Below are 22,646 nucleotides of genomic sequence, written 5' to 3'. Positions count from 1 at the left end.
CACTCTTCTTCACATTTTCCCTTAGGACTAAATCATGAGCAATGCCCTGCCGGAGTGCCCTGGCCTGGAGCCCAACACAACCGTTTCATTTCCTCCGATAACCCAACGGTTCAGCTGTGGACTGCATCCGGATTACTACCAAATCCTTGGACGGCACGAAGATTGGGTGCGACGCCAACTCCTGCCCAACGACGAGGTCCTGGCAAACAAGATACTCAAGGACAATCTCAGCGCACTGTTCGTTTGTATGTCCTACTACGATCTAGATGCTGAAAAGGTTCTGGACATCTGTGATCTCACGGACTGGCTGTTCATTCACGACAACGACGTCGCCGTCCTCAGGACCGACCCCAATAACTCCGACAGCACCCGTCAGGCTGCAATCAAGAAGTATCTTGGCGATCTTCAGACCATGCTCGCCGGCGGAGTTCCTCCCGAGATGCCGTGGGCCATGGAGAGCATCTATGACCTGATTTCCCGGTTCCGGGCCAAGTCCACTCCGGCCATGTTTGAAAAGTTGGTGGGAGCATTCCGCTACTACAGCACAGTCACCATTGGTACCGAGGCCTCCGAGCTTTTGGAGCAAAAGGTCACGGATCTGGAAAGTTACATGGACTTGAGATCGGTAGGGGGTAGTTCGGCAACGTTGTTTTTCCACGTTGTCACTGAATATGTGCTGGGCGTGGACCTGTCGCCCGAAATCGTAGGCGACGAACTCGTCCAACGCTACTGGCGGAGTGTCATGGATCACTGGTACTTGCCAAATGACCTTTTGTCATTCAGGGCTGAATGTGCACGTGGCGACCATAACAACGCTATCTGCGTCCTGCGCAGAACAGAGGGGCTTACCTTGCAGGAAGCGCTGGACAGGGTAGCAAGAATGATCGACCAGTGCCAGGACGACGCGGTCCGCTATTTCGAAGACATTCAAGACAGTCCCCTGGCCCAGGTGCCTGGGTTGCTCAAAATTCTGGAAACCTTCCAACACATAGGTGCAGCGAACCAACGCTGGTCGTATATGGCACCGCGCTACCACGGTGACGGGTTCGTATGGAATGGCGTACTCGCTGGCGATGTTCGACTGACTGCCACACACACATTCTTTCCTGACGTGCCCGTGGTCGCTGACGCCTCAGTCGAAAGCGGGCTGCTGCGAGCATGAACACACGCCAAGAGCAGCGGGTTGCCGTTGTAGGAGCTGGAGTATCCGGACTGACTGCCGCTCATCTTCTTGCACGAATGTACGATGTCACCGTCTTCGAGGCGAAGTCCCGTCTCGGAGGCAACGCTGACACCCGGTCTGAAGTCACCCCATTTCCAATAGACCTCGGGTTTGTTGGATTCAATGAAGTCTCCTACCCAAATCTGGTGAGGCTGTTTTCTGAACTGGGCATTGAAAGCAATCCTGCGGTGCAATCCACCGACGCCGTCTGCGGCACCTGCCAGTTCAAACACCTTGACGGGGACACCTTGGGTATTGGAGGACTGCCAACTAAGCCGCAGGATGTCCGCGACGAGGACTGGCGCAACTTCGCCGCGGACATGAGCCGGTTCGGGCGTGAGCTGGGCGAACTGCCCAGCGAGCCGGATCTGGCCAGGACAACCGGACAGTTCCTACGAGAGAACGACTACTCCAGGTACTTTACCCATCATTTCCTCTATCCACGGATTGGCCCGTGGTTTCTCCTGAGTTCACGGGATCTCGACCGCATGCCCATCCAGTTCCTCCGTGATTCTCTGGAACCCTTGTCAAGGCCTGACGTTCAAGGCTCGTGGAAGACTATTAAGGGCGGCAGCCAAAGTTACGTTTCTCTGCTCGCCAAAACGTTATCTGACGTTCGACTGGCAACCCCAGTCCGCTCGATCCGTCGAGTGAGCGAAGGTGTTGAAATTCTGGATGCTACCGGAACAACCCACAGTTTCGGCAAAGTCGTTATAGCCGTAAATCCCCTCGAAGCCCTTCGCATGCTTGACAACCCGAGCGACGAAGAACGGTCCTTTCTTGGAGCCTTTGAGTTCACGAAAGTCGAAGTCGTTCTTCATACCGACGAAAGCGTGCTGCCCGGAAAAGACTGTCACGGAGGGCTCATGATACGGCTCGCTTGTGCTGCCGAGACGTCTCCTTTCGGTAATTGTCATGTGGACGTAACCAAGGCACTCCATCTGGAGACCGACGTCCGCTATCTAAAGACGTTTAATCCCATCGACCCCATAAATCCTTCGAAAGTGCTTGTACGCGAGGTCTATGAGGTTCCATTATTCACTCCCGAAAGCATAGAGGCGCAGTATAGGGTTCGAGATCTATCCGACGCTGTTCTGGCCTACGCGGGGGCGTACCTCGGCAATGGCTTCCATGAAGCTGGATGTTCCTCAGGCGCGCAGGCCGCAAAACAGCTCGGTGTCGAATGGACCTAGGTCACCCTTGATAGCAGCCTCACACTCATATGCTGACCGCCCCACAATCAAGACTTTAGGAGAGATCCGTATGACTTCGGTCTATGTTCCCGAGAAGAAGGCCGTGGCCGATTTCTACGACAACGCGATACCAATGTTCAGTCGCCTGGATACAAACGTCCACGTCGGATACTGGGACTCACCCAACGACACGAGCACCATGCAACAGGCCACCATTCGAATGACGGATATCGTCGCCGAGCACTTGGCCGCTGAGCCGGGCCACCGAATCCTCGACGTTGGATGTGGTCTCGGTGCACCAGCGATACGCATCGCTCAAGGTGTGGATGTCGAGATTGTTGGAATTGCAACGAGTCCCAAATTGATTGAGGCTGCCAACAAGGCGGCTAGAGAAGCTGGTGTCGCAGATCGAGTGACGTTTGAGGTGGTCGACGCCGAAGAGCTGCCTTACGCAGCCTCCACTTTCGACTCGGTAATCGCCATAGAGTCATTGGTGCATATGCCCAACCGGGCCAGGGTCTTCCGCAACATCAGCCACATTCTGCGTCCAGGTGGAAAGCTGGCTCTAACCGACCGCATCGAGATCGCAACCCCGACTGCGCATGAACGCAAAGTGGTCGAAGGCTACAGGAAGTTAGCGTTTCAGAGCCCGTTCATGAAACTTGACGACTACGTCGCTGTAATGATGGACGCAAACCTTCTGCCATTGAAATTCCGTGACATCACGGAAGAAACCAGTCGACACCAAATTCACACAATCCAATCCCTCAATCGTCAGGCGATGGAACTCAAGGACGTCTATGACGCCAAAGTTATCGAAGAGTGCAAATTGGTCTTCGAAGCGTGCTACAAAGCACGCCTGCCTACAAACATGCTCATGGTGGCCAGTCGCGGAAGAGGACCCTGCTGAACCAGCCCGGTCACCCACATCAGCACCGCGCCATCTATACAAGATACGCAAAATTTGCAGTAGTACACTTGGCCACTGTAATTCATGGTCTCTGCTCAATGCACTAAACTGGTCTGCCAGAAAATTTACGAAAACGGAGTCTCATTGTGACCCCTTCCAGCCCCAAGATCACAGTCGTCGTACCCACGTACAACGAAAAAGAGAACCTGCCAGTACTTGTTAACCAGCTAGCAAGCCTCGGACTCTCAAATTTCTACATTTTGGTTGTTGACGACAGCTCTCCCGACGGAACAGGCAATGTTGCAGACAACTTGGCACAGAAGTCAAATGGCAAGCTTTCCGTTCTTCATCGAACTGAAAAGAATGGGCTGGGTCGTGCTTATGTGGCTGGAATGATGAAAGCCCTGACTGAAAAAGCAGAAATCGTCATACAAATGGATGCTGATTTGTCACACCCTGTTTCTGTGATCCCCACAATGATCGAACGGCTTAAGACAAGTAAAGTGGGCTTGGTTATAGGCTCACGCTACGTTCCGGGCGGTACCACCGCGTCAGAATGGCCTTGGCACCGCAAGGCGCTCTCAACCTGGGCAAACTTCTACGTTCGGTCCATCCTCTCACTAAAGGTTAAGGACGCCACCGCCGGCTTCAAAGCATGGAAGGCCACCACTCTCCAGAAAATTGATATCTCAACTATTGGAAGTAATGGCTACTCATTTCAAGTCGAAATGAACTATCGGACCACGCTTCAGGGAATCGAGATTGCAGAGGTGCCCATTCGATTCGAAGAACGTACCGCGGGTTCATCCAAGATGAATCTTCTGGAACAAATGGAATCCGCCCGTACTCCGTGGCGGCTCCTCCTAACACTCCGGTCCCGGACACCACAAGGAATCGAATCGGGCGACGAAGCGCTACGGCTTTCCAAACGATACTGCGCTGCATGCAGACAGCGTCGAACGCTCGGTTTCCGACGGCAACAGTGCCGCGGGAGATGCGGCCGCTCTTGGCGGCGGCGGTAGGTTTTATCAGAAGATGCGCCAGGAGAATAAATACGTCTTCAATAGCGCCTATTCAGCGATTCGCGGATATCCCGACCGGTACCGTCAGCATGCACAGCCATCATATGGTACGCACGATTCTCCGCGCCATACCGTTCACCGGAAGGCCGGTGTCGAGCACAATGCCGCGCCCTCCCCTGATACCGGCAATGACATTCCACCCGGGCCGAGCCGCGTGGGGGTCCGGTCTTGCCTCAAACATAGATGAATGTAAATATTTACGTGTGTCTATGTCTTTGGAACTGACCCCTGTTCAAGCGGTCGCCTGCTGCTCACCCCTTGCCAGGGAGCCCCTGTCGGAGGGCGAAGCCGAGGGAGTCGCTCCGCTATTGAAGGCGCTGGCCGACCCGGTTCGGTTGCGGCTGATGTCCCTCGTTGCCTCCCACGAGGGCGGCGAGGCGTGCGTGTGCGACCTCAACGATGCCTTTGAGTTGTCGCAGCCCACCATCAGCCACCACCTGAAAGTGCTGCACGAGGCGGGCTTGCTGGATCGCGAGAAGCGCGGCGTGTGGGTTTACTACAAGGCGCGGACCGAGGCATTGCAGAACTTGGCAGCCCTGATCGGCGGGCAGGCCGCGTGACGAAGGTGCTGGGCAGGCGCACCGCGGCTGAGTTCCTCGGCACCGCGTTTCTGGAGATGGCCGTGGTCGGGTCGGGCGTGATGGCATCCCGACTGTCACCGAACGACGTCGGACTGCAGCTTTTGCAGAACAGCCTCGCCACCGGCGCCGCCCTCGTCGCGCTGATCCTGGCGCTCCAGCCGGTTTCGGCATCGTTCAATCCCGTGGTCACGTTCGTCGAACGTGCCTTGGGGATGATTGACACCCCGACTGCGGCCGTGCTGGCCTCGGCACAGGTTCTTGGTGGTTTGGCTGGGACGGTCACAGCGAACCTGATGTTCGGCCTGCCCGCGGCCTCCTTATCGACGCACGAACGCTCCGGTCCGGGTCTTTGGCTCGCTGAAGTGATCGCTACCGCCGGGCTACTGGTCATTGTCTTCGGAACGGTTCGCTCCGGCAGGGCGGACCGGGTGGCGTTCGCCGTCGGCGGGTACATCGCAGCCGCCTACTGGTTCACCTCCTCCACCAGCTTCGCCAATCCTGCAGTCACGATCGCCCGGACCATCACGGATACTTTCTCCGGGATCGCCCCGGCCTCCGCCCCGGGATTCATCCTGGCCCAACTCGCCGCCGGCGTTCTTGGGTTTGCCCTGATTCGCTTCCTCTACCCCGTTCCCAGCGCTTCCGCGGATATCGCGGCTGACCGAAAGGTGCTCACGTGAGCAACAAGCCCTCTGTCCTGTTCGTCTGCGTCCACAATGCCGGCCGCTCCCAAATGGCCGCCGCCTACCTCACCACCCTTTCCGGAGGGGCCATTGAGGTCCGTTCTGCCGGCTCGCAGCCCGCCGAGCAGGTCAACCCGGCCGCCGTCGAGGCCATGGCCGAGGTGGGCATCGACATGTCGGCCGAGATCCCGAAAGTCCTCACCACCGCGGCCGTCCAGGATTCCGACGTCGTCATCACCATGGGCTGCGGCGACGAATGCCCCTACTTCCCCGGCAAACGCTACGAGGACTGGGTCCTCGAAGACCCTGCCGGAAAGGGCGTCGAATCCGTCCGTCCAATCCGCGACGAAATCAAGGGCCGGGTTGAGGCGTTGATCACCTCGCTGGCTCCCGCAGCCGGAATTTAGGGGAGACAGCCATGACCGCTCTGGAAACCCTGCCCGTCGCGGTGATCGGCGCCGGGCCTGTCGGCTTGGCTGCCGCCGCACACTTGCTCGAACGGGGGCTGGAACCCCTGGTCCTGGAAGCGGGACCAGGCGTCGGTTCCGCCATCCGGGACTGGGGGCACATCCGGTTGTTCTCCACTTGGAAATACAACCTCGACCCGGCAGCCGTGCGCCTGCTTGAGGCCGCCGGCTGGGAGGCCCCGCGTCCCACCGCGCTCCCCTACGGCCATGAGATCGTGTCGCAGTACTTGGAGCCACTGGCCGCTACAGCCGAATTGCAGCACAGGATCCGGACCGGAGCACGGGTCATCGCAGTGACCCGCGACGGAATGGACAAGGGCCGCAGCCGGGGCAGGGAGGAAACCCCGTTCCTCCTGCAGGTGAAGCTCAACAGCGGCGAACTCACCGAAATCCGTGCGAGGGCCGTGATCGACGCCTCCGGGACATGGGATTCGCCCGCTCCGTTGGGATCTTCAGGCTGGGCTGTTCCCGGAGAGTCCGAGGCCCGGGCCACCGGAGTGGTCACTGCTCCCCTGCCCGATGTCACGGTTCCCGGGTTCGCAGGCCACCGTACCCTGGTGGTTGGTTCAGGCCACTCTGCCGCGAACATGGTCCTGGACTTGGCCCGGCTGAGCCGCACCAACCCACGCACGGAAGTCCTCTGGGCCATCCGCGCGGCTACCCCTGCCCGTGCGTACGGCGGCGGGAACGCCGACGAACTGCCCGCCCGCGGCCAGCTCGGCACCCGGCTGCGCACCGCCGTCGAGACCGGCTCCGTCCAGCTCCTGACCGGCTTCCGCACGGACCGCATCGAAACAGCCGACGACGGCGTGACCGTCCACTCGGCGGACGGGCGTGCACTTACCGTCCACCGGGTCATTGCGGCTACCGGCTTCCGCCCGGACCTCTCCATCCTGTCCGAGCTGCGACTGGACCTCGACCCAGCCGTTGACGCGCCAAAGGCCCTGGGCCCACTGATTGACCCCGACTTCCACAGCTGCGGCACCGTCCCTCCCCACGGAGCCAGAATCCTCGCCCAACCGGAGAAAGACTTCTACCTTGCCGGGATGAAGTCCTACGGACGAGCACCCACCTTCCTCATGGCCACCGGCTACGAGCAGGTACGGTCAATCGCTGCAGCGCTCGCCGGCGATACTGCCGCGGCGGACGCGCTGGAGCTCGAACTCCCCGAAACCGGCGTCTGCTCCACCAGCCTGCCAACTGACACCAGCGATGCTGCGGATGCCTGCTGCGGAAGCCCGGAACCCGTACCTGTGACCATCGGCTTCGCTACGGGACTCCAGCACGGACGCACCGGCGAACCGGCCATCCCTTGACCATGGAGTCGAGACTGTCGATCCGGCCCATGGTCCACGGCGACTGGCCCGCCGTGGCGGCCATCTGGAGCGACGGCATAGCCACCGGGCACGCGACGTTCGAACCCAACCCACCCAGCTGGGAGGAGTTCGACGCAAGCCGCCGCCCGGACCTGCGCCTCGTCGCCGAAGAAAGCGGTCTCGTGGTGGGCTGGGCCGCGGGCTCGGCCGTGTCCTCCCGGCCTGTGTACCGCGGAGTCATCGAGCACTCCATCTACATCGCGCAGGGCACCCATGGACGGGGCTACGGAGGCCAACTACTCTCGGTGTTCGTCCGGCACTGCGAAAGCGCGGGAGTTTGGACCATCCAATCCACCGTCTTCCCCGAAAACACCGCCTCCATCGTGCTGCATCAGCGGCACGGTTTCGCCGTCGTCGGGACCCGTAAGCGGATCGGATTTATGGGATACGGACCCGCCGCAGGAACCTGGCGGGACACCGTCTTGCTCGAACGCCGAAGCGGCACCTGAGGGGATCATTCTTCGGTCACATTCGGATTTGCGGAGCTATCGACTAAAAAATTCCGCATTCAAGGATCTACACTCGATCCATGGCCAAAATACGAGTCTCTGAAGCAGCGCGCTTCCTGGGCGTCAGCGACGACACCGTACGGCGATGGACCGAAAACGGAACGCTCACTCCCTTCAAGGACGGCTCGGGCCGTTTGGCAGTGGACGGACTCGAACTCGCACGCCTGGCACGCGAACAGGCGCAACTGCCCGACGACCCCACCCACATCGGCCGTTCCGCCCGCAACCGCTTCGTCGGACTCGTAACGGGAATTACGGCCGACAAGGTCATGGCGCAGGTGGAGCTTCAGTGCGGCCCCTTCCGGGTCGTATCCCTCATGAGCAGCGAAGCCGTCCGGGAACTCGGGCTGGAACTTGGCTCAGTGGCCACCGCCGTGGTCAAGGCCACCACAGTCATCATCGAAACGCCCCAAGGAAAGAGCATCATATGAGGATCGCCCCCAAGACCATCACCACCCTGGTGGCTGCAGGCGCGCTCGCCGCCGGTCTTGCAGGCTGCGGCGGCAACGCCACACCGGCCTCCAGCAGCACAGCTTCCGAAAGCACCAAGCCCTCCGGCACCGTGACCGTCTTCGCCGCAGCGTCGCTGAAGTCCACCTTCACCAAAATCGCCTCGGACTTCGAGGCCGCCAACCCGGGCACCAAGGTCACGTTGAACTTTGCCGGTTCCTCGGACCTGGTCACCCAGATCACCCAAGGCGCACCGGCCGATGTCTTCGCCTCCGCCGACACCAAGAACATGACCAAGCTCTCGGACGCGAAGCAGGTCGACGGATCTGCCACCAACTTCGCCACGAACGTTCTGGAAATCGCCGTCCCGCCGTCGAACCCCGCCAACATCGCAGGGTTCGCGGACCTCGCCAAGTCCGGCGTCAAAGTAGTCGTCTGTGCCCCCCAGGTCCCCTGCGGCTCAGCGACTGAGACCATCGAAAAGGCTACGGGCACTACGCTGACACCGGTCAGTGAAGAGTCCTCCGTCACCGATGTCCTGGGCAAGGTCACCACCCAGGAGGCCGACGCCGGCCTGGTCTACGTCACGGACGTCAAGACCGCTGGCGACAAGGTGAAGGGCATCCCGTTCCCCGAATCGGACAAGGCCGTCAACACCTACCCGATCGCAACGGTGGGGGCCAGCAGGAACAAGGACCTGGCCAAGGCCTTCATCGCAGCCGTGACCAGCGGCGAGGGCAGGAAGGTCCTCACCGACGCAGGCTTCGGCACCCCGTAGACTGCACGGATGCCATCACGCCGTAGAACCGGGTACACCGGCATACCACCGTGGATCTACGCCATCGCGGCAGCAGCGGGACTCTTCGTCCTGCTGCCGCTGGTGGCCATGGTGGCCAAGGTCAACTGGACCCAGTTCGTCCCACTCATCACCTCGGAGTCCTCGCTCACCGCGCTGGGCCTGAGCCTGCGTACGTCCGCCGCCAGCACCGCGTTGTGCATCGTTTTGGGGGTGCCGCTGGCGCTGGTACTCGCCCGGGGAAGCTTTCCGGGACAACGCCTGCTGCGGGCTTTTGTCTTGCTGCCGCTCGTCCTGCCGCCCGTGGTGGGTGGCATTGCGCTGCTCTACACGTTTGGCAGGCAGGGCCTCCTCGGAAAGACCCTGGAAGTGGGGGGAATCCAGATCGCTTTCTCCACCACTGCCGTGGTCCTCGCGCAGACTTTCGTGGCATTGCCCTTCCTGGTGGTCAGCCTCGAAGGGGCCCTGCGCACGGCGGGTACCAAATACGAGGCCGTGGCTGCTACGCTCGGTGCCCGTCCCACCACGGTGTTGCGTCGAGTGAGCATTCCGCTCGTCCTGCCCGGGCTCGCTTCGGGCGCAGTCCTGTCCTTCGCCCGCTGCCTTGGTGAATTCGGGGCCACCCTGACCTTCGCCGGCAGCCTGCAGGGAGTCACCCGAACGCTGCCCCTGGAGATTTACCTGCAGCGCGAAACCGACGCCGATGCCGCCGTCGCCCTCTCCCTCGTCCTCGTAGCGGTGGCTGTCGCCGTCGTCGGGCTTTCCTACCGCCGCTACCGCACCCAGCCCGTCAACGAGGCGGCCACGGCATGACGTTTACCTTGAACGCGGCCTTGAAGGCACGCAACTTTGAGGTCTCGCTGAACCTTGGGCCGGCTGAAACCGTGGCCGTCCTGGGTCCCAACGGTGCAGGAAAGTCCACGCTGCTCGGCATTACGTCCGGATTGCTCCGGCCTGACACGGGCTCCGCTGAGTTAGGCGGGAGGCCCCTGTTCACGCTCGACGGCGGAACTCACCTCTGGACGCCACCGCACCAGCGCGGCACAGCCCTCCTGGCCCAGGAGCCGTTGCTCTTTCCGCATTTGAGCGTCTTGGAGAACGTGGCGTTTGGGCCGCGCGCGTCGGGCGCCTCCCGGAAAGACGCACACGAGACGGCCCGGCATTGGCTGGCCGAAGTCGACGCCTCAGAGTTCGCCACTCGCCGTCCGGGCCAGCTCTCCGGCGGGCAGGCCCAGCGCGTCGCCATAGCCCGGGCGCTGGCAACCAACCCGGAATTGCTCCTCCTCGATGAACCGATGGCTGCCCTGGATATCCACGCGGCACCGCTGCTCCGGCGCCTGCTCAAGCGCGTGCTCGCAGGCCGCAAGGCAATCATCATCACGCACGACGTCCTGGACGCCCTCATGTTGGCGGACCGGGTGGTTGTGATCGAGGACGGCCACATCACTGAGCAGGGCCCTACCCGCGAAGTCCTTGAGCGGCCGCGCAGCCGGTTTGCCGCCGGGCTTTCCGGACTGAACCTGCTCACCGGAACCATCACTGATGAAGGCCTGACGTCGAATGAGGGCCTCAAGATCGCAGGCCACCTGGACGAGGCAGCCCTGCCCGGGAACCCGGGCGCAGCAGCCTTCCCACCGTCGGCCGTCTCGATCTACCCCACGGCCGAGCACGGCAGCCCCCGGAACTCTTTCAAGGTCACCATTACAGACCTGGAACCCCACGGCGACCTGATCCGTGTCCGGGCAGGCCACCTCGCCGCAGACGTCACACCGGCAGCATCCGCGGAACTCGGCCTGGCGCCAGGATCAGCGGCCTATTTCGTCATCAAGGCCACGGCGATCACGGTCTACCCGGCCTGACGCATCCGTTGACGGCTCGGCGGCCGAGGACGCCACCCTTCTCACGGAACGAACCTGTACCCCATTCCAGGCTCGGTGATCAGGTGGCGTGGATTGCCGGGCTCAGCTTCGAGCTTGCGGCGGAGCTGGGCCATGTAGACCCGGAGGTAGTTCCCTTCCTTGGCGTAGGAAGGTCCCCACACTTCGTTGAGGAGTTGCTGCTGGGTGATCAGCTTGTCCGGGTTACGGACCAGGATGTCCAAAATGTTCCACTCCGTGGGGGTCATCCTGATGTCCTGCCCTTCCCTGCTGACGCGCTTCTTGGCGAGGTCCACAGTAAACGCGCCCGTTTCAACAACAGGGAATTCAGGGCCGGTTTCGTTGCTGCGCCGCAGAATGGCGCGGAGCCTGGCCAGCAGCTCATCGAGGCCAAACGGCTTGGTGATGTAGTCGTCCGCGCCGGCATCGAGGGCCTCCACCTTGTCGTTGGAACCGTGCCGGGCGGAGAGCACCAGGATGGGTACGCTGCTCCACTGCCGAAGCCGCGTGATGACGGTGGTACCGTCGATGTCCGGCAAACCGAGGTCGAGAATGACGACGGCGACAGGCCGTTGGGCGGCCAAGTGCAGTGCGGACTCGCCATCGGCAGCAGTGGCCACGGTGTAGCCGTGGGCTTTGAGGGTGATGCCGAGGGCCCGCAACAGGTGCGGGTCGTCATCCACTACCAGAACGTTGTTCACTGCAGCCCTTCCTTGGCCGGCAACGGCGGAGTGTGGTGTCGGTGGAGCAGCACGGATTGGGCCTCCATGGGAGCCTGGCCGGTGGGATGGACGAACAACGAGCCGGTTGAGAGTGGCAGCCGGAGCACCATGGTCAAGCCACCGCCCGGGGTTTCCTCGGCAGTGAGTGTTCCAGCCATGGCTTCGATAAACCCCTTGGCTACGGCCAGGCCAAGGCCAACGCCGGTGGCCGCGGGTACATCATCCAATCGTTGGAAAGGTTGGAACATCTGCAGGACGTTGGCCGCCGGTACACCCTGCCCGTGGTCGATGATGCGCAGTTCCCCGGCCGGGCGCCCGTCCAGTGCCACGGTGCTCAGTCCCCCGGCCGCGCCCACCACCACTATGTCCGTGTTGGGCGCGTATTTGACGGCGTTTTCCACGATGTTGGCGATCACCCGTTCCAGCATCCCGGCGTCCGCTTCCACCTCCGGCATATTGGCGGGAAGGTCCACCCGCACCGCACCTTCGGGGACCCCGTGGAGGGACGTTGGTATCACTTCGGACCAGCGCACGGGCTTCAGCAGCGGGGTTACGGAGTCGGAGGTTATCCGGGACATGTCCAGCAGGTTTCCCACCAGGACGTCCAGTCGGTCCGAGCATTCGTCGATGGTGGCCAGCAGGTCCTGCTCTTCGTCCTTGGTGTAATTGACGCCGGGTTGCCGCAGTCCACCCACGGCGAGCTTGATTCCGGCCAAGGGAGTGCGGAGGTCATGGGAAACCGCCCGGAGGATGGATGTGCGCATGCTGTTGCTTTCGGCCAGGCGCACCACTTCCCGGCGGCTGGCGGCCAACTGGCGGCGTTCCAACAAGGCGGCAAGATGCGCCCCGAAAGCGCCAAGGAGGCGCCTGTCGCTCGCGGGCAAGGCCCGGCCCGTGAGGACCAGCCGGGTGTCGGCGTCGATCTGTTCCACGGTCTCCACCGAATCCGCCGCAGGAGAGACCGCCGGGAAGCCGGAAAGGGAGGGCCCGGGAGAACCCGCCGCGGCTTCCCCAGGCCCGGATTCCGCTGCCGCGATGAGGCGCCACCGTTGGGGTTCGGCACCTTCGCCGGCGGCGTTGGGGTCTGCGGCCGACGTGTACAGCGCCGCCCGCCGAACCTGGAACACCGCCGTCGCTTGTTCCAGGAGTCCTTGGACGGGATCGTCGGCCGTCGAGGCGCCGCGGGTCAGGTCGCCCAATGTCTCAGCTTCTGCCCGGGCGCGCGAGGCTTCCTTGGACCGGCGTGCCGAACGGTCCACCACTACGGCCACGGCGGTGGACACCCCGGCGAAGACCAGCAGGGCCAGCAGGTTTTGGGGATCGCTGATGGTCAGGGTTCCCAACGGAGGAACGGAGAAGTAGTTCAGGAGCAAGCTGCTCCACAGCGCACCGAGCAGTGCCGGCCAGAGCCCGCCAACCAACGCCACCACCACGGAACCGGTGAGCTGGATCAGTGCGGCGGTGGCGATGTTGTGCGTGGGACTGGCCGCCAGCAGCACCTGCACCAGCACCGGCAACACCACGGCCAAGGCGAATCCGATGCCAACCCGGATCCGGCCGAGATCCCCTTGACGCGGGCGTTCCCGGCCCCGGCCCCCGAGGGGATGCGAAACCATGTGGACATCGATGTCGCCCGACTCGCGGACCACCTTGTTGCCCACTCCGCCAAACAAACGCCCCGGCAGCGACTTCCGCCGCGAAACCCCCACCACGATCTGTGTGGCGTTGACGCTGCGGGCAAAATCCAGCAAGGCCGTGGCCGGGTCCTCCCCCGTCACAGTGTGGTAGCTGCCTCCCAGGTCCTTGACGAGGGTGCGTTGTGTTCGCAGGTCCTTGGGAGACTCCGTGGCCAGGCCGTCCGAGGCCCGGACGTGAACGGCCAGGAGGTCCCCGCCGTTCACCCGCTTGAGGATGCGGGCCGCCCGCCGGATCAGGACCTCGCCCTCGGGTCCGCCGGTGAGCCCCACTACGATCCGTTCCCTGGCCGGCCAGCTTGCCTCGATGCGGTTCTCGGCCCGGTAGCGTGCCAGGCCTTCGTCCACCCTGTCCGCCAGCCATAGAAGTGCCAGCTCGCGCAACGCCGTCAGGTTGCCCAGGCGGAAGTAGTTGGACAGGGCGGCATCGATCTTGTCCGCCGCATAGATCCGTCCGTCGCCCAGCCGCTGCCGGAGCAGCTCCGGCGAAATGTCCACCAGATGGATCTGGGAGGCTTTCCGGACCACGTCATCAGGCACGGTTTCGGCCTGCTTCACCTCGGTGATCGCGGTGACCACGTCTCCCAGGGATGCCAGGTGCTGGACATTGACGGTGGACAGGACGTCTATGCCTGCGTCGAGCAGTTGCTCCACGTCCTGCCACCGCTTCGGGTTCCGGCTCCCGGGCACGTTCGAATGGGCGTACTCATCCACGACGGCGGTTTGCGGCTTGCGTGCCAGGACGGCGTCGACGTCGAGCTCCTCGAAGGAGGTTCCCCGGTAATCCATGGCCCTGGGCGGAATGACTTCCAGTCCATCCAGCAAGGCGCGTGTTTCCAACCTGCCGTGATCCATGGCGAAAGCCACCACCACGTCCTCGCCGCGGCCTTTCAGGCGGTGGGCTTCCTCAAGCATGGCGTAGGTCTTCCCGACGCCCGGGGCGGCCCCCAGGAAAATGCGCAGCGTACCCCTTGCCATGACGTCATTCTTTCACTCGTTGGATCATCAGTTACTTGCCTTCGGCCGCCGCGGCAACATCGAGGTTCAACGTGGTGACGTTGACGCTTGGCTGGCCCAGGAAGGCCACCACCCCGGAACTCGTGCGCGCCTCAACCATGGACCGTACGGCGTCCTCGGGCAGCCCGTGGGCCTGGGCCACCCGCGGGACCTGCATCATGGCGTAGTCCATGGAGATCTCCGGGTCGAGGCCCGATCCCGACGCCGTCACGGCGTCGGCCGGAACCTGGGCGGGTGCCACGCCTTCGGACGCAGCCACGGCGTTCCTGTTGGCAGTAACGGCATCCTGCAGCTTCGTCTCGTTCGGGCCAAGGTTGCTGGCGGAGGAACCCGCAGGGTCCCACTTGGCCGCTGACGGCCGGGCATGGAACCAGGCCGGATCCTGCACGCCGTCCGTCGTGGCGGCCACCTGCGCCAGCAGCGCCGAGGCAGCCGGACGGCCACCGGCGTCGTGAATGACCGAACCGTTTGCCTGGGATGGGGCCACCAGCTGGCCCGCCCCGAACACGGCGAGCGGGTAGGCGACGCCGAGCACAACGGTGGCCAACACCAGGAACCGCAGGGCGGTGGCTGCCTGCCGAAAGTAACCAGTTAGCGTATTCATAGGGGGCCTCCTAAGCCATACCGGGGATCAGGGCGATGAGCATGTCGATGAGTTTGATGCCGATGAACGGTGCCACCAGGCCGCCCAGTCCATAGACCAGGAGGTTCCTGCCCAGCGCCTGGCTCGCCGAAACAGCCCGGTACTTGACGCCACGCAAGGCCAGCGGGACCAGGGCCACGATGATCAGCGCGTTGAAGATGACCGCGGAAAGAATGGCCGAGGACGGCGTGGCCAGACCCATAATGTTGAGCAGGCCCAGTCCCGGGAACGCTGCCGTGAAGAGGGCCGGGACAATCGCGAAGTACTTGGCAACATCGTTGGCCACGGAGAAGGTGGTGAGGGCTCCGCGGGTGATCAGCAATTGTTTGCCGATGCCCACGATGTTGATGAGCTTGGTGGGATCCGAATCCAGGTCCACCATGTTCGCCGCCTCCTTGGCCGCGGGCGTTCCGGAGTTCATGGCAACCCCTACGTCGGCCGCGGCGAGCGCCGGGGCGTCGTTGGTTCCGTCGCCGGTCATGGCCACCAGGCGCCCATGTTCCTGTTCGCGGCGGATGACCTCGAGTTTGTCTTCGGGAGTGGCTTCGGCAACGAAGTCGTCCACGCCTGCTTCGGCGGCAATGGCTGCGGCGGTCACGGGATTATCGCCGGTGATCATGACCGTGCGGATCCCCATCTTCCGCAGTTCAGCAAAGCGGGCCGTCATCCCGGGCTTGACCACATCCGCAAGGTGGACGGTTCCCAGGACCCGGGCTCCGCCGTCGTGGTTCCTCTCGGCGACCAGCAGCGGGGTCCCGCCGCTGGCTGAGATGCGGCGCACTGCCTCATCAACGTCAGCGGGAACGGCGCCGCCGGCCTCAGTCACGAAAGCAGCAACCGCGGCGGAAGCACCTTTCCGGAGCATCCGCCCGCCTGTATCAAGGCCGCTCATGCGGGTGCTGGCACTGAATTGCACCACCTCGAGCGCGCTGTCCGCGGCCTGGAGTTCTTCCAGCCCCGGGCCGTTGCTTCCGCGCCCGTCAGCCAGTTCCACAATGGACCGCCCCTCCGGCGTCTCATCCGCGAGGCTGGACAGCCGGGCAGCTTCCACCAGGTCTTCCTTGCCAACGTTCGACGCCGGGTGGAACTCCACTGCGCGACGGTTGCCGAACGTAATGGTCCCGGTCTTGTCCAGCAGTAGTGCGGTGATGTCACCGGCCGTCTCGACAGCCCGTCCTGACGTTGCCAGCACATTGTGCTGGACGAGCCTGTCCATGCCAGCAATGCCGATGGCCGGGACCAACGCGCCAATGGTGGTGGGGATGAGGCACACCAGCAACGCTGTGAGCACAATGGGCGACGGCGTGGCCCCGGCGAGCGAGGCGAACGGGGCAAGGCTCATGGTCACGATGAGGAAAACCACTGTCAGGGAGACCAGGAGAACGTGGAGGGCGATCTCGTTGGGTGTCTTCTGCCGGACGGCACCCTCCACCAGTTTGATCATGCGGTCAATGAAGGTTTCGCCGGGATCGGCGGAGATCCGGACCACGATCCGATCGGAAAGGACCCGCGTTCCACCGGTCACCGAGGACCGGTCGCCGCCGGACTCCCGGATCACCGGGGCCGACTCGCCCGTAATGGTGGATTCGTCCACGCTCGCCAGGCCCTCGATGATCTCCCCGTCCGAGGGGATGACGTCGCCGGCCTCGCACACAACGGTGTCGTTGAGCCGCAGTTCGGTTCCCGGAACTTCCCTGATGGTGCCGTCCGCTGAACGGACCTTGGCCATGACGCCTTCCCGGCTGGCGCGCAAGCTGTCCGCCTGGGCCTTCCCGCGTCCTTCGGCGATGGCCTCGGATAAGGTGCCAAAGAGCACGGTCAGCCACAACCACAGCGTGACGGCGATACTGAAGACCGCCGGCCGGACCACGCAGATCAACGTGCAGAGGGCAGCACCCACCCACACGGTGAACATGACCGGTGAATGCAGCATCTGGCGCGGGGCCAGTTTCCGGAAAGCTACGGGTAGGGCCTCGCGTACTGCCGTGAACGTGAGCCTGGCAGGGGCTTTGGTGTGGTGCTTGTGTTCGCCGGGAGTTCCCAGCGGGTTGCCGTCGGCAAGGGTTGCCGTGGCGGCTTCCGTCAATGACTTGGTCATGCGACGAGTCCTTCTGCGAGGGGGCCCAGGGCCAGGGCCGGGAAATAGCTGAGCGCGGTGAGGATAACGGTGACTGCCATCAGGAGGGATCCGAACAGCGGACCGTGCGTTGGTACGGTTCCCGACGAGGCGGGCACGTGTTGTTGCCGCGCCAAGGAACCGGCGAGCGCCAGGACCAAGGCGATGGGCAGGAAACGTCCGAACAACATGGCCAGGCCCAGCATGGTGGACAGGTAAGGGCCGGAGCTGGTGATGCCACCGAACGCGGAGCCGTTGTTGTTGGCGCCGGACGTGAAGGCGTACAGGACTTCGCTGAATTGGTGTGGGCCCGAGGCGGGGGCGTTGGCGATGATTCCGGGCAAAAGGACGGTGATTCCGGCAAGGACCAGGACCAGCGTGGGCGTGACGAGGATGTAGAGGGCCGCCAGCTTCATTTCGCGTGGGCCGATCTTCTTGCCCTGGAATTCGGGCGTCCGGCCCACCATGAGTCCGGCGATGAAGACGGCGATGATGGCCAGCATGAGCATGCCGTACAGTCCCGAGCCCGTGCCGCCGGGGGCTACCTCGCCGAGCATCATGTTGACCATGGCCGCACCTCCAGCGAGGGGTGGCAGAGAATCGTGGGCGACGTTTACCGCGCCCGTTGACGTCAGGGTGGTGGAGGCAGCGAACAAAGCGCTCGACGCCGGTCCGAGACGCTGTTCGAAGCCCTCGCCCAGGCCGCCGGCAGCCGCCGTCGCGGTCCCTTGCCCGGAAGCAACCGCAGCCCCCATGAGGAGCGTGGAACCCAGCCACAGGGTGCCCATGACGCCCGCAACGGTGAATCCCTGGCGCTGGTCGCCCACCATCCGTCCATACGTGTAAGGCAGGGCCGAAGGAATCAGCAGGATCAGGAACACCTGGAAGAGGCTGGTGAAGGCGTTCGGGTTTTCGAAGGGGTGGGCTGAGTTGGCATTGAAATAGCCGCCGCCGTTGGTTCCCAGGACTTTGATGGCCTCCTGCGAAGCTACAGGACCTCCGGGGATTGTTTGGCTGACGCCCATGGCCGCGTTGTTGACATCGGTGGACCAGAAGTTTTGCACCACGCCGCCAAGCACCAGCACCACCGCACCGATGGTTGCCAGCGGCAGGAGGAGCCGGAAAGTGGTCCGGGCCAAATCCACCCAGAAGTTGCCGAGTTTGTCCGTGCGGGTACGGGTGATGCCACGGATGAGTGCGGCAACCACAACAATGCCCACGGCCGCGGACAAGAAGTTTTGTACCGCCAGGAGGCACATCTGGACGAAGATGCCCACCGTGGTTTCGGGTACGTAGGTCTGCCAGTTGGTGTTCGTCACGAAGGAAATCGCGGTATTCATGGCCACCCATGGATCCACGGGGGCTGCGGGCCCCGTTCCCGGGATGATGCCCTGGAACCGCTGCAAGAGGAACACCAGCAGGATGGACACGGCCGAGAACACCAGGACGCTGCGCAAGTACACAGACCATCCCTGCTCGGCGGTGCGGTCAACTCCGGCCAGGCGATAGAAAATTTTCTCTGCGCGCGAGGACGTGGTCCCGGCGAGCACGCGTTCAATGTAGATGCCAAGGGGCTTATGCAGCAGGACCAGGACCACCAACAAAACGGCAACCTCGGTAAGGAAGGCAAGGGTATTGAAGATCACCCAGGATCACCACTTTTCCGGATTGACCAAGACGGCCACGAGGTAGCCCAGGAGCGCCAGTCCGGCCACGAGCAGGCCGATCCAGATCACAGCGTCGATGGTCACCGGCCACTCACCGGCCCGTCTTTGTCGATCATCCGGCCCAATAAATGGGCAACCCACATCACGATTCCCATGGACACCACGAGAATCCCCACAACAGCCAGCTCGGCCACTGGAACGTCCTTTCATCAGGTCCCGTTAGCGGGACAGATGAAAGTCAACTCCTCCAAAACCAGCCGGAAGCCGTTCCTAACGGTTCCTTAACGCGGCAGGGACGGATCTTGACGCGTTCTTAACGCCCAGCACCCAACTGGGTCGCAGTTGAGGTCGTTCCCAGGGCTGGGAACGACCTTAACTGCGACCCAGTTGGGTATGCGTGGCTACTTCTTGTGGACCAGGTAGATGGCGCCGGTGGTGACGTCTTCTTCGAGGGCTTCGAGCGTGCGGCCGCGGGTTTCCGGGACCTGCGTGTAGATGAAGATCAACGCCAGGATTCCCACCCCGCCGAACAGGAAGAACGTGCCGGTGATGCCCACCCCGGCCACGAGCGTGGGGAAGAAGAGACCCAGGAGGGCGTTGGCGATCCAGAGGCAGAACACCGAGAGGCCAATGGCGAAGCCACGGACATGCAGCGGGAAGATCTCGGACAGCATCACCCAGACGGCGATGTTGAGGAAGGTCTGCATGGAGCCCACGAAGGCCACCACCAGGAACAGGATCACGAACGGACGGGCAGCATTGCCAACCGGCAGGACGATGGAGGCGATGCCAATGAGGAAGTGGCAGACGGTGGTCAGGGTGAAGCCGAGGAGCAGCGTGGTGCGGCGGTTGACGCGCTGCATCAACGTCAGTGCGATAACACCACCGACGACGGCGATCACACCGGGTGCGATGTTGGCGATCAGGGCAGCGCTGGAATCGAAACCGGCTTCCACCAGGACGGACTGGCCGTAGTACATGATCGAGTTGATGCCCGTCAGCTGTTGGGCAACGCCCAGGCCGATGCCCACCAGGATGATGCGGAGGATCCACTTGTCCTTGAGGGCCGCCCAGGAGGTTGCCTTGGAGGCCTTCTCTTCGTCCGCGAGGTGCTTGACGTCGGCCATCTCGGCTTCTGCGCGTTCCTCAGAGCGGATGGTCTTCAGGACAGCCAGCGCCTCGCGGGTGCGGCCTTTGGAGATGAGCCAACGCGGCGATTCGGGCATCCGGAGCATGCCGAAGAACAAGGCGATGGCCGGCAGGGCTGCGACGGCGAGCATGATGCGCCACACTCCGCCGAATTCACCCCAGATGTTGCCGATGATGGCGTTGACCACGAAGGCGGCGAGTTGGCCGATGACGATCATGAGTTCGTTGCGTCCGGCCAGGGATCCACGGATTTCGTAGGGCGCAAGTTCTGCCAGGAAGACCGGCACAACGGTTGAGGCGCCGCCCACGGCCAGGCCCAGGATGACCCGGCCCAGCACCATGACTTCGAAGCTTGGCGCGAAGACGCAGGCAATGGTTCCGACGAAGAAAAGCGTTGCCAGGAGGATGATGGTCTTCCGGCGCCCCCACCCGTCGGAAAGCCTGCCTCCGGCCACAGCGCCGGCCGCGGCGCCAAACAGCAGCGAACTGGTGACGACTCCTTCCGTCAGGGGCGTCAGGGCGAGATCGACCGTCATTGGCCGGAGTGCCCCATTGATCACACCTGTGTCGTAACCAAAGAGGAGGCCGCCGAACGTGGCGACCAGAGCTACCAGGCCCAGCCGCTTGCGGTGCGGGCCGTTGGTCAACGGGGGCAGGGCCGCGTTATGGGCACTCTCCCGTTGAGTTTGCGTAGCAGACATCAGGACTCCTTTGTCAGTGTGTTGCGGGTCATACTCTCCCGCTCTGACACAAGACTAACGCGCGAAAGACTTAAATGTAAGGTCAAACTAACAAATGACCTTAATTGTTCGGTTTGTCTTCATGGCAGGATGATCCCCATGGCATCCGAGAACCAGCCGCGCCGGGCTGCGACGCAGAGCGACGTTGCACGCGAAGTCGGCGTGTCCCGCACCCTCGTGTCCTTCGCCTTCCGCGGAGCGCCAGGGGTCAGCGGCGAAACAAAGGAAGCGATCTTCGAAGCCGCGCGGCGTCTCGGATACCGGCCCAATGCCGTAGCCGCCGACCTGGCACGGAAGCACCGTTCCGCCGTCGGGCTTTACCTCATGGACATCCGCAACGAGATCTACGCCGATATCCTCAGTGGCGTCAGGACAGCCTTGGCACAGCAACACAACAGGTTGATCCTCAGCGTTTCCCGGTCTGCCGACGGCGAGGACCGCGGGGCGCTGGAGTCGCTGATCGAGGCCCGGGTGGGCATCATCATCGCCGCGACTCTCCTGGACCCGGATCATGACGTCCACGAGATGGCGCGGAGCGTACCGCTGGTGAGCGTGACGCGACCGGTGGAGGGCGTGGACAGCGTCTATTCCGACGATGCGTATGGCGCCCGCGCGGCCACCGAGCACCTCCTGGGCCTTGGGCACACGCGGATCACCCACTTGGCAGGACTTGCCTACGACGGCCATCTGGTGCGTCGACGCGCCTACGAGCAAACCATGCGGGACGCCGGCCTGGTCCCGCAGACGGTATGCGCGGACGACTTCACCCAGGACTCCGGAGAACGCGCCGCAGCCCGGATCCTGGACCAGACGGACCGGCCGACGGCACTTTTTTGCCACAACGACCAATTGGCACTCGGAGCGCGGGAAGCCGCCTACGCCAGGGGTATCTCCATTCCCGGGGACCTCTCGCTGATCGGCTACGACAACTCCCGCACCGCGCGGCTGCACGGGATCGACCTGACCTCGGTGGACCTGCACGCCGTCAAGCTTGGAGAGGCCGCCGGCGAGGTTGCCCTGCAGCGACTCGCCAACCCGGACGGGCCTCCCGCGGACCGCAGGTTCATGCCACAACTGGTGGTGCGACGCTCGACAGCCCGGCCCCCTCAAATGTGATGAAGGCACGTGGTGGCCACGCCCCAAATGGTCAGCTCGGACAACGCTCCCACCCGGATGTCCGGAAACTTCGGATTGTCAGCCTGGAGCACCACCCCGGACTTCGTGACGCGGAGCCTCTTGATGGTCAACTCGCCATCAAGGACAGCCACGACGACGGACCCGTCCTTCGGCTCCAGCGCGCGGTTGACGATCAACTCGTCGCCGTCACTGATACCCGCACCCTCCATGGACTGGCCGGTCACGCGCACGACGAACGTGCTGGTGACGTCCTTGATGAGGTGCTCATTGAGGTCGATCCGACCGTCGAAGTAGTCCTGCGCGGGCGAAGGAAACCCAGCTGCCACTGGGACCGGAGCCAACAGGACCGACAAAAGCGAAAAGCCCGCATCTAGCACACGGGGGCCGACTATCACGCCCACAACACACCTTTATTCGAATATATGTTCGATACTTAAGTGTACAGCGGGTGGCGGACATTGTGCGCTTCGGCCGGACCGAGCTCGAGGGCGCGGCAACGCTGCATGTACACCGGGAAGCTCCGTGTGTGTCAGGCTGTTGTGTGACAGGTTGCTGTCGCATCAGTTTGATGCATCGGCGGGGAAAGGTCCGTCATGGATTTTGTTATCCCTGCCC

22 protein-coding genes are annotated in these 22,646 nt (G+C 63.0%); 14 read left to right on the top strand and 8 right to left on the bottom strand.

Annotated features, from left to right (window positions below):
* Window positions 1-34 precede the first annotated feature (34 nt).
* From ACIPV6_RS17645 to ACIPV6_RS17585, 13 genes are all read left to right on the top strand, one after another.
* Window positions 35-1,162 (top strand): terpene synthase family protein, encoded by a 1,128-nt coding sequence (locus tag ACIPV6_RS17645; protein WP_400272124.1) that lies wholly within the window; start codon window positions 35-37, stop codon window positions 1,160-1,162.
* The gene (locus tag ACIPV6_RS17640; protein ID WP_400272123.1) at window positions 1,159-2,415 is read left to right on the top strand and encodes an FAD-dependent oxidoreductase; all 1,257 of its coding nucleotides are present in this window, start codon (window positions 1,159-1,161) and stop codon (window positions 2,413-2,415) included. Before ACIPV6_RS17645 ends, ACIPV6_RS17640 begins: the two co-directional genes overlap by 4 nt.
* Window positions 2,416-2,485: 70 nt before the next feature.
* Entirely contained in the window at window positions 2,486-3,325 is an 840-nt protein-coding gene (locus tag ACIPV6_RS17635; RefSeq protein WP_400272122.1) for an SAM-dependent methyltransferase, read from the top strand.
* A gap of 146 nt (window positions 3,326-3,471) precedes the next feature.
* The gene (locus ACIPV6_RS17630) at window positions 3,472-4,347 is read left to right on the top strand and encodes a polyprenol monophosphomannose synthase (protein WP_400272121.1); all 876 of its coding nucleotides are present in this window, start codon (window positions 3,472-3,474) and stop codon (window positions 4,345-4,347) included.
* Between the two features lie 269 nt (window positions 4,348-4,616).
* Window positions 4,617-4,967 (top strand): metalloregulator ArsR/SmtB family transcription factor, encoded by a 351-nt coding sequence (locus ACIPV6_RS17625; RefSeq protein ID WP_400272120.1) that lies wholly within the window; start codon window positions 4,617-4,619, stop codon window positions 4,965-4,967.
* Window positions 4,964-5,668: an aquaporin gene (locus tag ACIPV6_RS17620; protein WP_400272119.1), complete on the top strand. Its 705-nt coding sequence runs from the start codon at window positions 4,964-4,966 to the stop codon at window positions 5,666-5,668. Before ACIPV6_RS17625 ends, ACIPV6_RS17620 begins: the two co-directional genes overlap by 4 nt.
* The gene (locus ACIPV6_RS17615; protein ID WP_400272118.1) at window positions 5,665-6,078 is read left to right on the top strand and encodes an arsenate reductase ArsC; all 414 of its coding nucleotides are present in this window, start codon (window positions 5,665-5,667) and stop codon (window positions 6,076-6,078) included. The genes ACIPV6_RS17620 and ACIPV6_RS17615 overlap by 4 nt, the downstream gene beginning before the upstream one ends.
* Before the next feature lie 11 nt (window positions 6,079-6,089).
* A complete protein-coding gene (locus tag ACIPV6_RS17610; RefSeq protein ID WP_400272117.1) occupies window positions 6,090-7,454 on the top strand; it encodes an FAD-dependent oxidoreductase in 1,365 nt (454 codons plus the stop codon).
* A 2-nt stretch (window positions 7,455-7,456) separates the two neighbouring features.
* The gene (locus ACIPV6_RS17605) at window positions 7,457-7,963 is read left to right on the top strand and encodes a GNAT family N-acetyltransferase (protein WP_400272116.1); all 507 of its coding nucleotides are present in this window, start codon (window positions 7,457-7,459) and stop codon (window positions 7,961-7,963) included.
* A gap of 80 nt (window positions 7,964-8,043) precedes the next feature.
* Window positions 8,044-8,454: a molybdopterin-binding protein gene (locus ACIPV6_RS17600; RefSeq protein WP_400272115.1), complete on the top strand. Its 411-nt coding sequence runs from the start codon at window positions 8,044-8,046 to the stop codon at window positions 8,452-8,454.
* Complete coding sequence (gene modA / locus ACIPV6_RS17595) at window positions 8,451-9,251, top strand: molybdate ABC transporter substrate-binding protein (protein ID WP_400272114.1); 801 nt, start codon at window positions 8,451-8,453, stop codon at window positions 9,249-9,251. Before ACIPV6_RS17600 ends, modA begins: the two co-directional genes overlap by 4 nt.
* Window positions 9,252-9,260: 9 nt before the next feature.
* Entirely contained in the window at window positions 9,261-10,082 is an 822-nt protein-coding gene (locus ACIPV6_RS17590; RefSeq protein WP_400272113.1) for an ABC transporter permease, read from the top strand.
* Window positions 10,079-11,128, top strand: coding sequence for a sulfate/molybdate ABC transporter ATP-binding protein (locus ACIPV6_RS17585; RefSeq protein WP_400272112.1), 1,050 nt, complete (start codon window positions 10,079-10,081; stop codon window positions 11,126-11,128). Before ACIPV6_RS17590 ends, ACIPV6_RS17585 begins: the two co-directional genes overlap by 4 nt.
* Window positions 11,129-11,169: 41 nt before the next feature.
* On the opposite strand, the gene ACIPV6_RS17580 is transcribed toward ACIPV6_RS17585, so the two are convergent.
* The 7 genes from ACIPV6_RS17580 to ACIPV6_RS17550 all read right to left on the bottom strand — a co-directional run bounded on the left by ACIPV6_RS17580 (window position 11,170) and on the right by ACIPV6_RS17550 (window position 20,855).
* A complete protein-coding gene (locus ACIPV6_RS17580; protein WP_400272111.1) occupies window positions 11,170-11,847 on the bottom strand; it encodes a response regulator in 678 nt (225 codons plus the stop codon).
* Window positions 11,844-14,540 (bottom strand): DUF4118 domain-containing protein, encoded by a 2,697-nt coding sequence (locus ACIPV6_RS17575; protein ID WP_400272110.1) that lies wholly within the window; start codon window positions 14,538-14,540, stop codon window positions 11,844-11,846. Before ACIPV6_RS17575 ends, ACIPV6_RS17580 begins: the two co-directional genes overlap by 4 nt.
* A 31-nt stretch (window positions 14,541-14,571) precedes the next feature.
* Window positions 14,572-15,183, bottom strand: a complete 612-nt coding sequence (locus ACIPV6_RS17570) for a potassium-transporting ATPase subunit C (protein ID WP_400272109.1) — start codon at window positions 15,181-15,183, stop codon at window positions 14,572-14,574.
* A gap of 10 nt (window positions 15,184-15,193) precedes the next feature.
* Window positions 15,194-17,320, bottom strand: coding sequence for a potassium-transporting ATPase subunit KdpB (gene kdpB / locus ACIPV6_RS17565; protein ID WP_400272108.1), 2,127 nt, complete (start codon window positions 17,318-17,320; stop codon window positions 15,194-15,196).
* Window positions 17,317-18,984: a potassium-transporting ATPase subunit KdpA gene (kdpA, locus tag ACIPV6_RS17560; protein ID WP_400272107.1), complete on the bottom strand. Its 1,668-nt coding sequence runs from the start codon at window positions 18,982-18,984 to the stop codon at window positions 17,317-17,319. Before kdpA ends, kdpB begins: the two co-directional genes overlap by 4 nt.
* 6 nt (window positions 18,985-18,990) lie before the next feature.
* Window positions 18,991-19,089 carry a potassium-transporting ATPase subunit F gene (locus ACIPV6_RS17555; protein WP_400272106.1) on the bottom strand — a complete coding sequence of 33 codons (99 nt, stop codon included), beginning with the start codon at window positions 19,087-19,089 and terminating at the stop codon, window positions 18,991-18,993.
* Window positions 19,090-19,406: 317 nt separating this feature from the next.
* Window positions 19,407-20,855, bottom strand: coding sequence for a sugar porter family MFS transporter (locus tag ACIPV6_RS17550; protein WP_400272105.1), 1,449 nt, complete (start codon window positions 20,853-20,855; stop codon window positions 19,407-19,409).
* A gap of 138 nt (window positions 20,856-20,993) precedes the next feature.
* On the opposite strand from ACIPV6_RS17550, the gene ACIPV6_RS17545 reads away from it, so the two are divergent.
* On the top strand, window positions 20,994-22,010 hold the full coding sequence (locus ACIPV6_RS17545) for a LacI family DNA-binding transcriptional regulator (protein ID WP_400272104.1): 1,017 nt from the start codon (window positions 20,994-20,996) through the stop codon (window positions 22,008-22,010).
* Here ACIPV6_RS17545 and ACIPV6_RS17540 read toward each other — a convergent pair.
* Window positions 22,001-22,432 (bottom strand): LexA family protein, encoded by a 432-nt coding sequence (locus ACIPV6_RS17540; protein WP_400272103.1) that lies wholly within the window; start codon window positions 22,430-22,432, stop codon window positions 22,001-22,003. The genes ACIPV6_RS17545 and ACIPV6_RS17540 overlap by 10 nt on opposite strands.
* Between the last annotated feature and the right edge of the window lie 214 nt (window positions 22,433-22,646).

It is taken from the genome of Paenarthrobacter sp. NPDC089988 (genome assembly GCF_044748465.1).
GTDB lineage: Bacteria > Actinomycetota > Actinomycetes > Actinomycetales > Micrococcaceae > Arthrobacter.
This window is presented reverse-complemented; position numbering and strand designations above follow the sequence as displayed.

Bases quoted from the DNA above. Each gene is read 5' to 3' on its own strand.
- ACIPV6_RS17645 (WP_400272124.1), top strand. From the start codon at position 35: ATGAGCAATGCCCTGCCGGAGTGCCCTGGCCTGGAGCCCAACACAACC.
- ACIPV6_RS17640 (WP_400272123.1), top strand. From the start codon at position 1,159: ATGAACACACGCCAAGAGCAGCGGGTTGCCGTTGTAGGAGCTGGAGTA.
- ACIPV6_RS17635 (WP_400272122.1), top strand. From the start codon at position 2,486: ATGACTTCGGTCTATGTTCCCGAGAAGAAGGCCGTGGCCGATTTCTAC.
- ACIPV6_RS17625 (WP_400272120.1), top strand. From the start codon at position 4,617: ATGTCTTTGGAACTGACCCCTGTTCAAGCGGTCGCCTGCTGCTCACCC.
- ACIPV6_RS17610 (WP_400272117.1), top strand. From the start codon at position 6,090: ATGACCGCTCTGGAAACCCTGCCCGTCGCGGTGATCGGCGCCGGGCCT.
- ACIPV6_RS17605 (WP_400272116.1), top strand. From the start codon at position 7,457: ATGGAGTCGAGACTGTCGATCCGGCCCATGGTCCACGGCGACTGGCCC.
- ACIPV6_RS17600 (WP_400272115.1), top strand. From the start codon at position 8,044: ATGGCCAAAATACGAGTCTCTGAAGCAGCGCGCTTCCTGGGCGTCAGC.
- modA (WP_400272114.1), top strand. From the start codon at position 8,451: ATGAGGATCGCCCCCAAGACCATCACCACCCTGGTGGCTGCAGGCGCG.
- ACIPV6_RS17590 (WP_400272113.1), top strand. From the start codon at position 9,261: ATGCCATCACGCCGTAGAACCGGGTACACCGGCATACCACCGTGGATC.
- ACIPV6_RS17585 (WP_400272112.1), top strand. From the start codon at position 10,079: ATGACGTTTACCTTGAACGCGGCCTTGAAGGCACGCAACTTTGAGGTC.
- ACIPV6_RS17575 (WP_400272110.1), bottom strand. From the start codon at position 14,540: ATGGCAAGGGGTACGCTGCGCATTTTCCTGGGGGCCGCCCCGGGCGTC.
- ACIPV6_RS17570 (WP_400272109.1), bottom strand. From the start codon at position 15,183: ATGAATACGCTAACTGGTTACTTTCGGCAGGCAGCCACCGCCCTGCGG.
- kdpB (WP_400272108.1), bottom strand. From the start codon at position 17,320: ATGACCAAGTCATTGACGGAAGCCGCCACGGCAACCCTTGCCGACGGC.
- ACIPV6_RS17550 (WP_400272105.1), bottom strand. From the start codon at position 20,855: ATGTCTGCTACGCAAACTCAACGGGAGAGTGCCCATAACGCGGCCCTG.
- ACIPV6_RS17545 (WP_400272104.1), top strand. From the start codon at position 20,994: ATGGCATCCGAGAACCAGCCGCGCCGGGCTGCGACGCAGAGCGACGTT.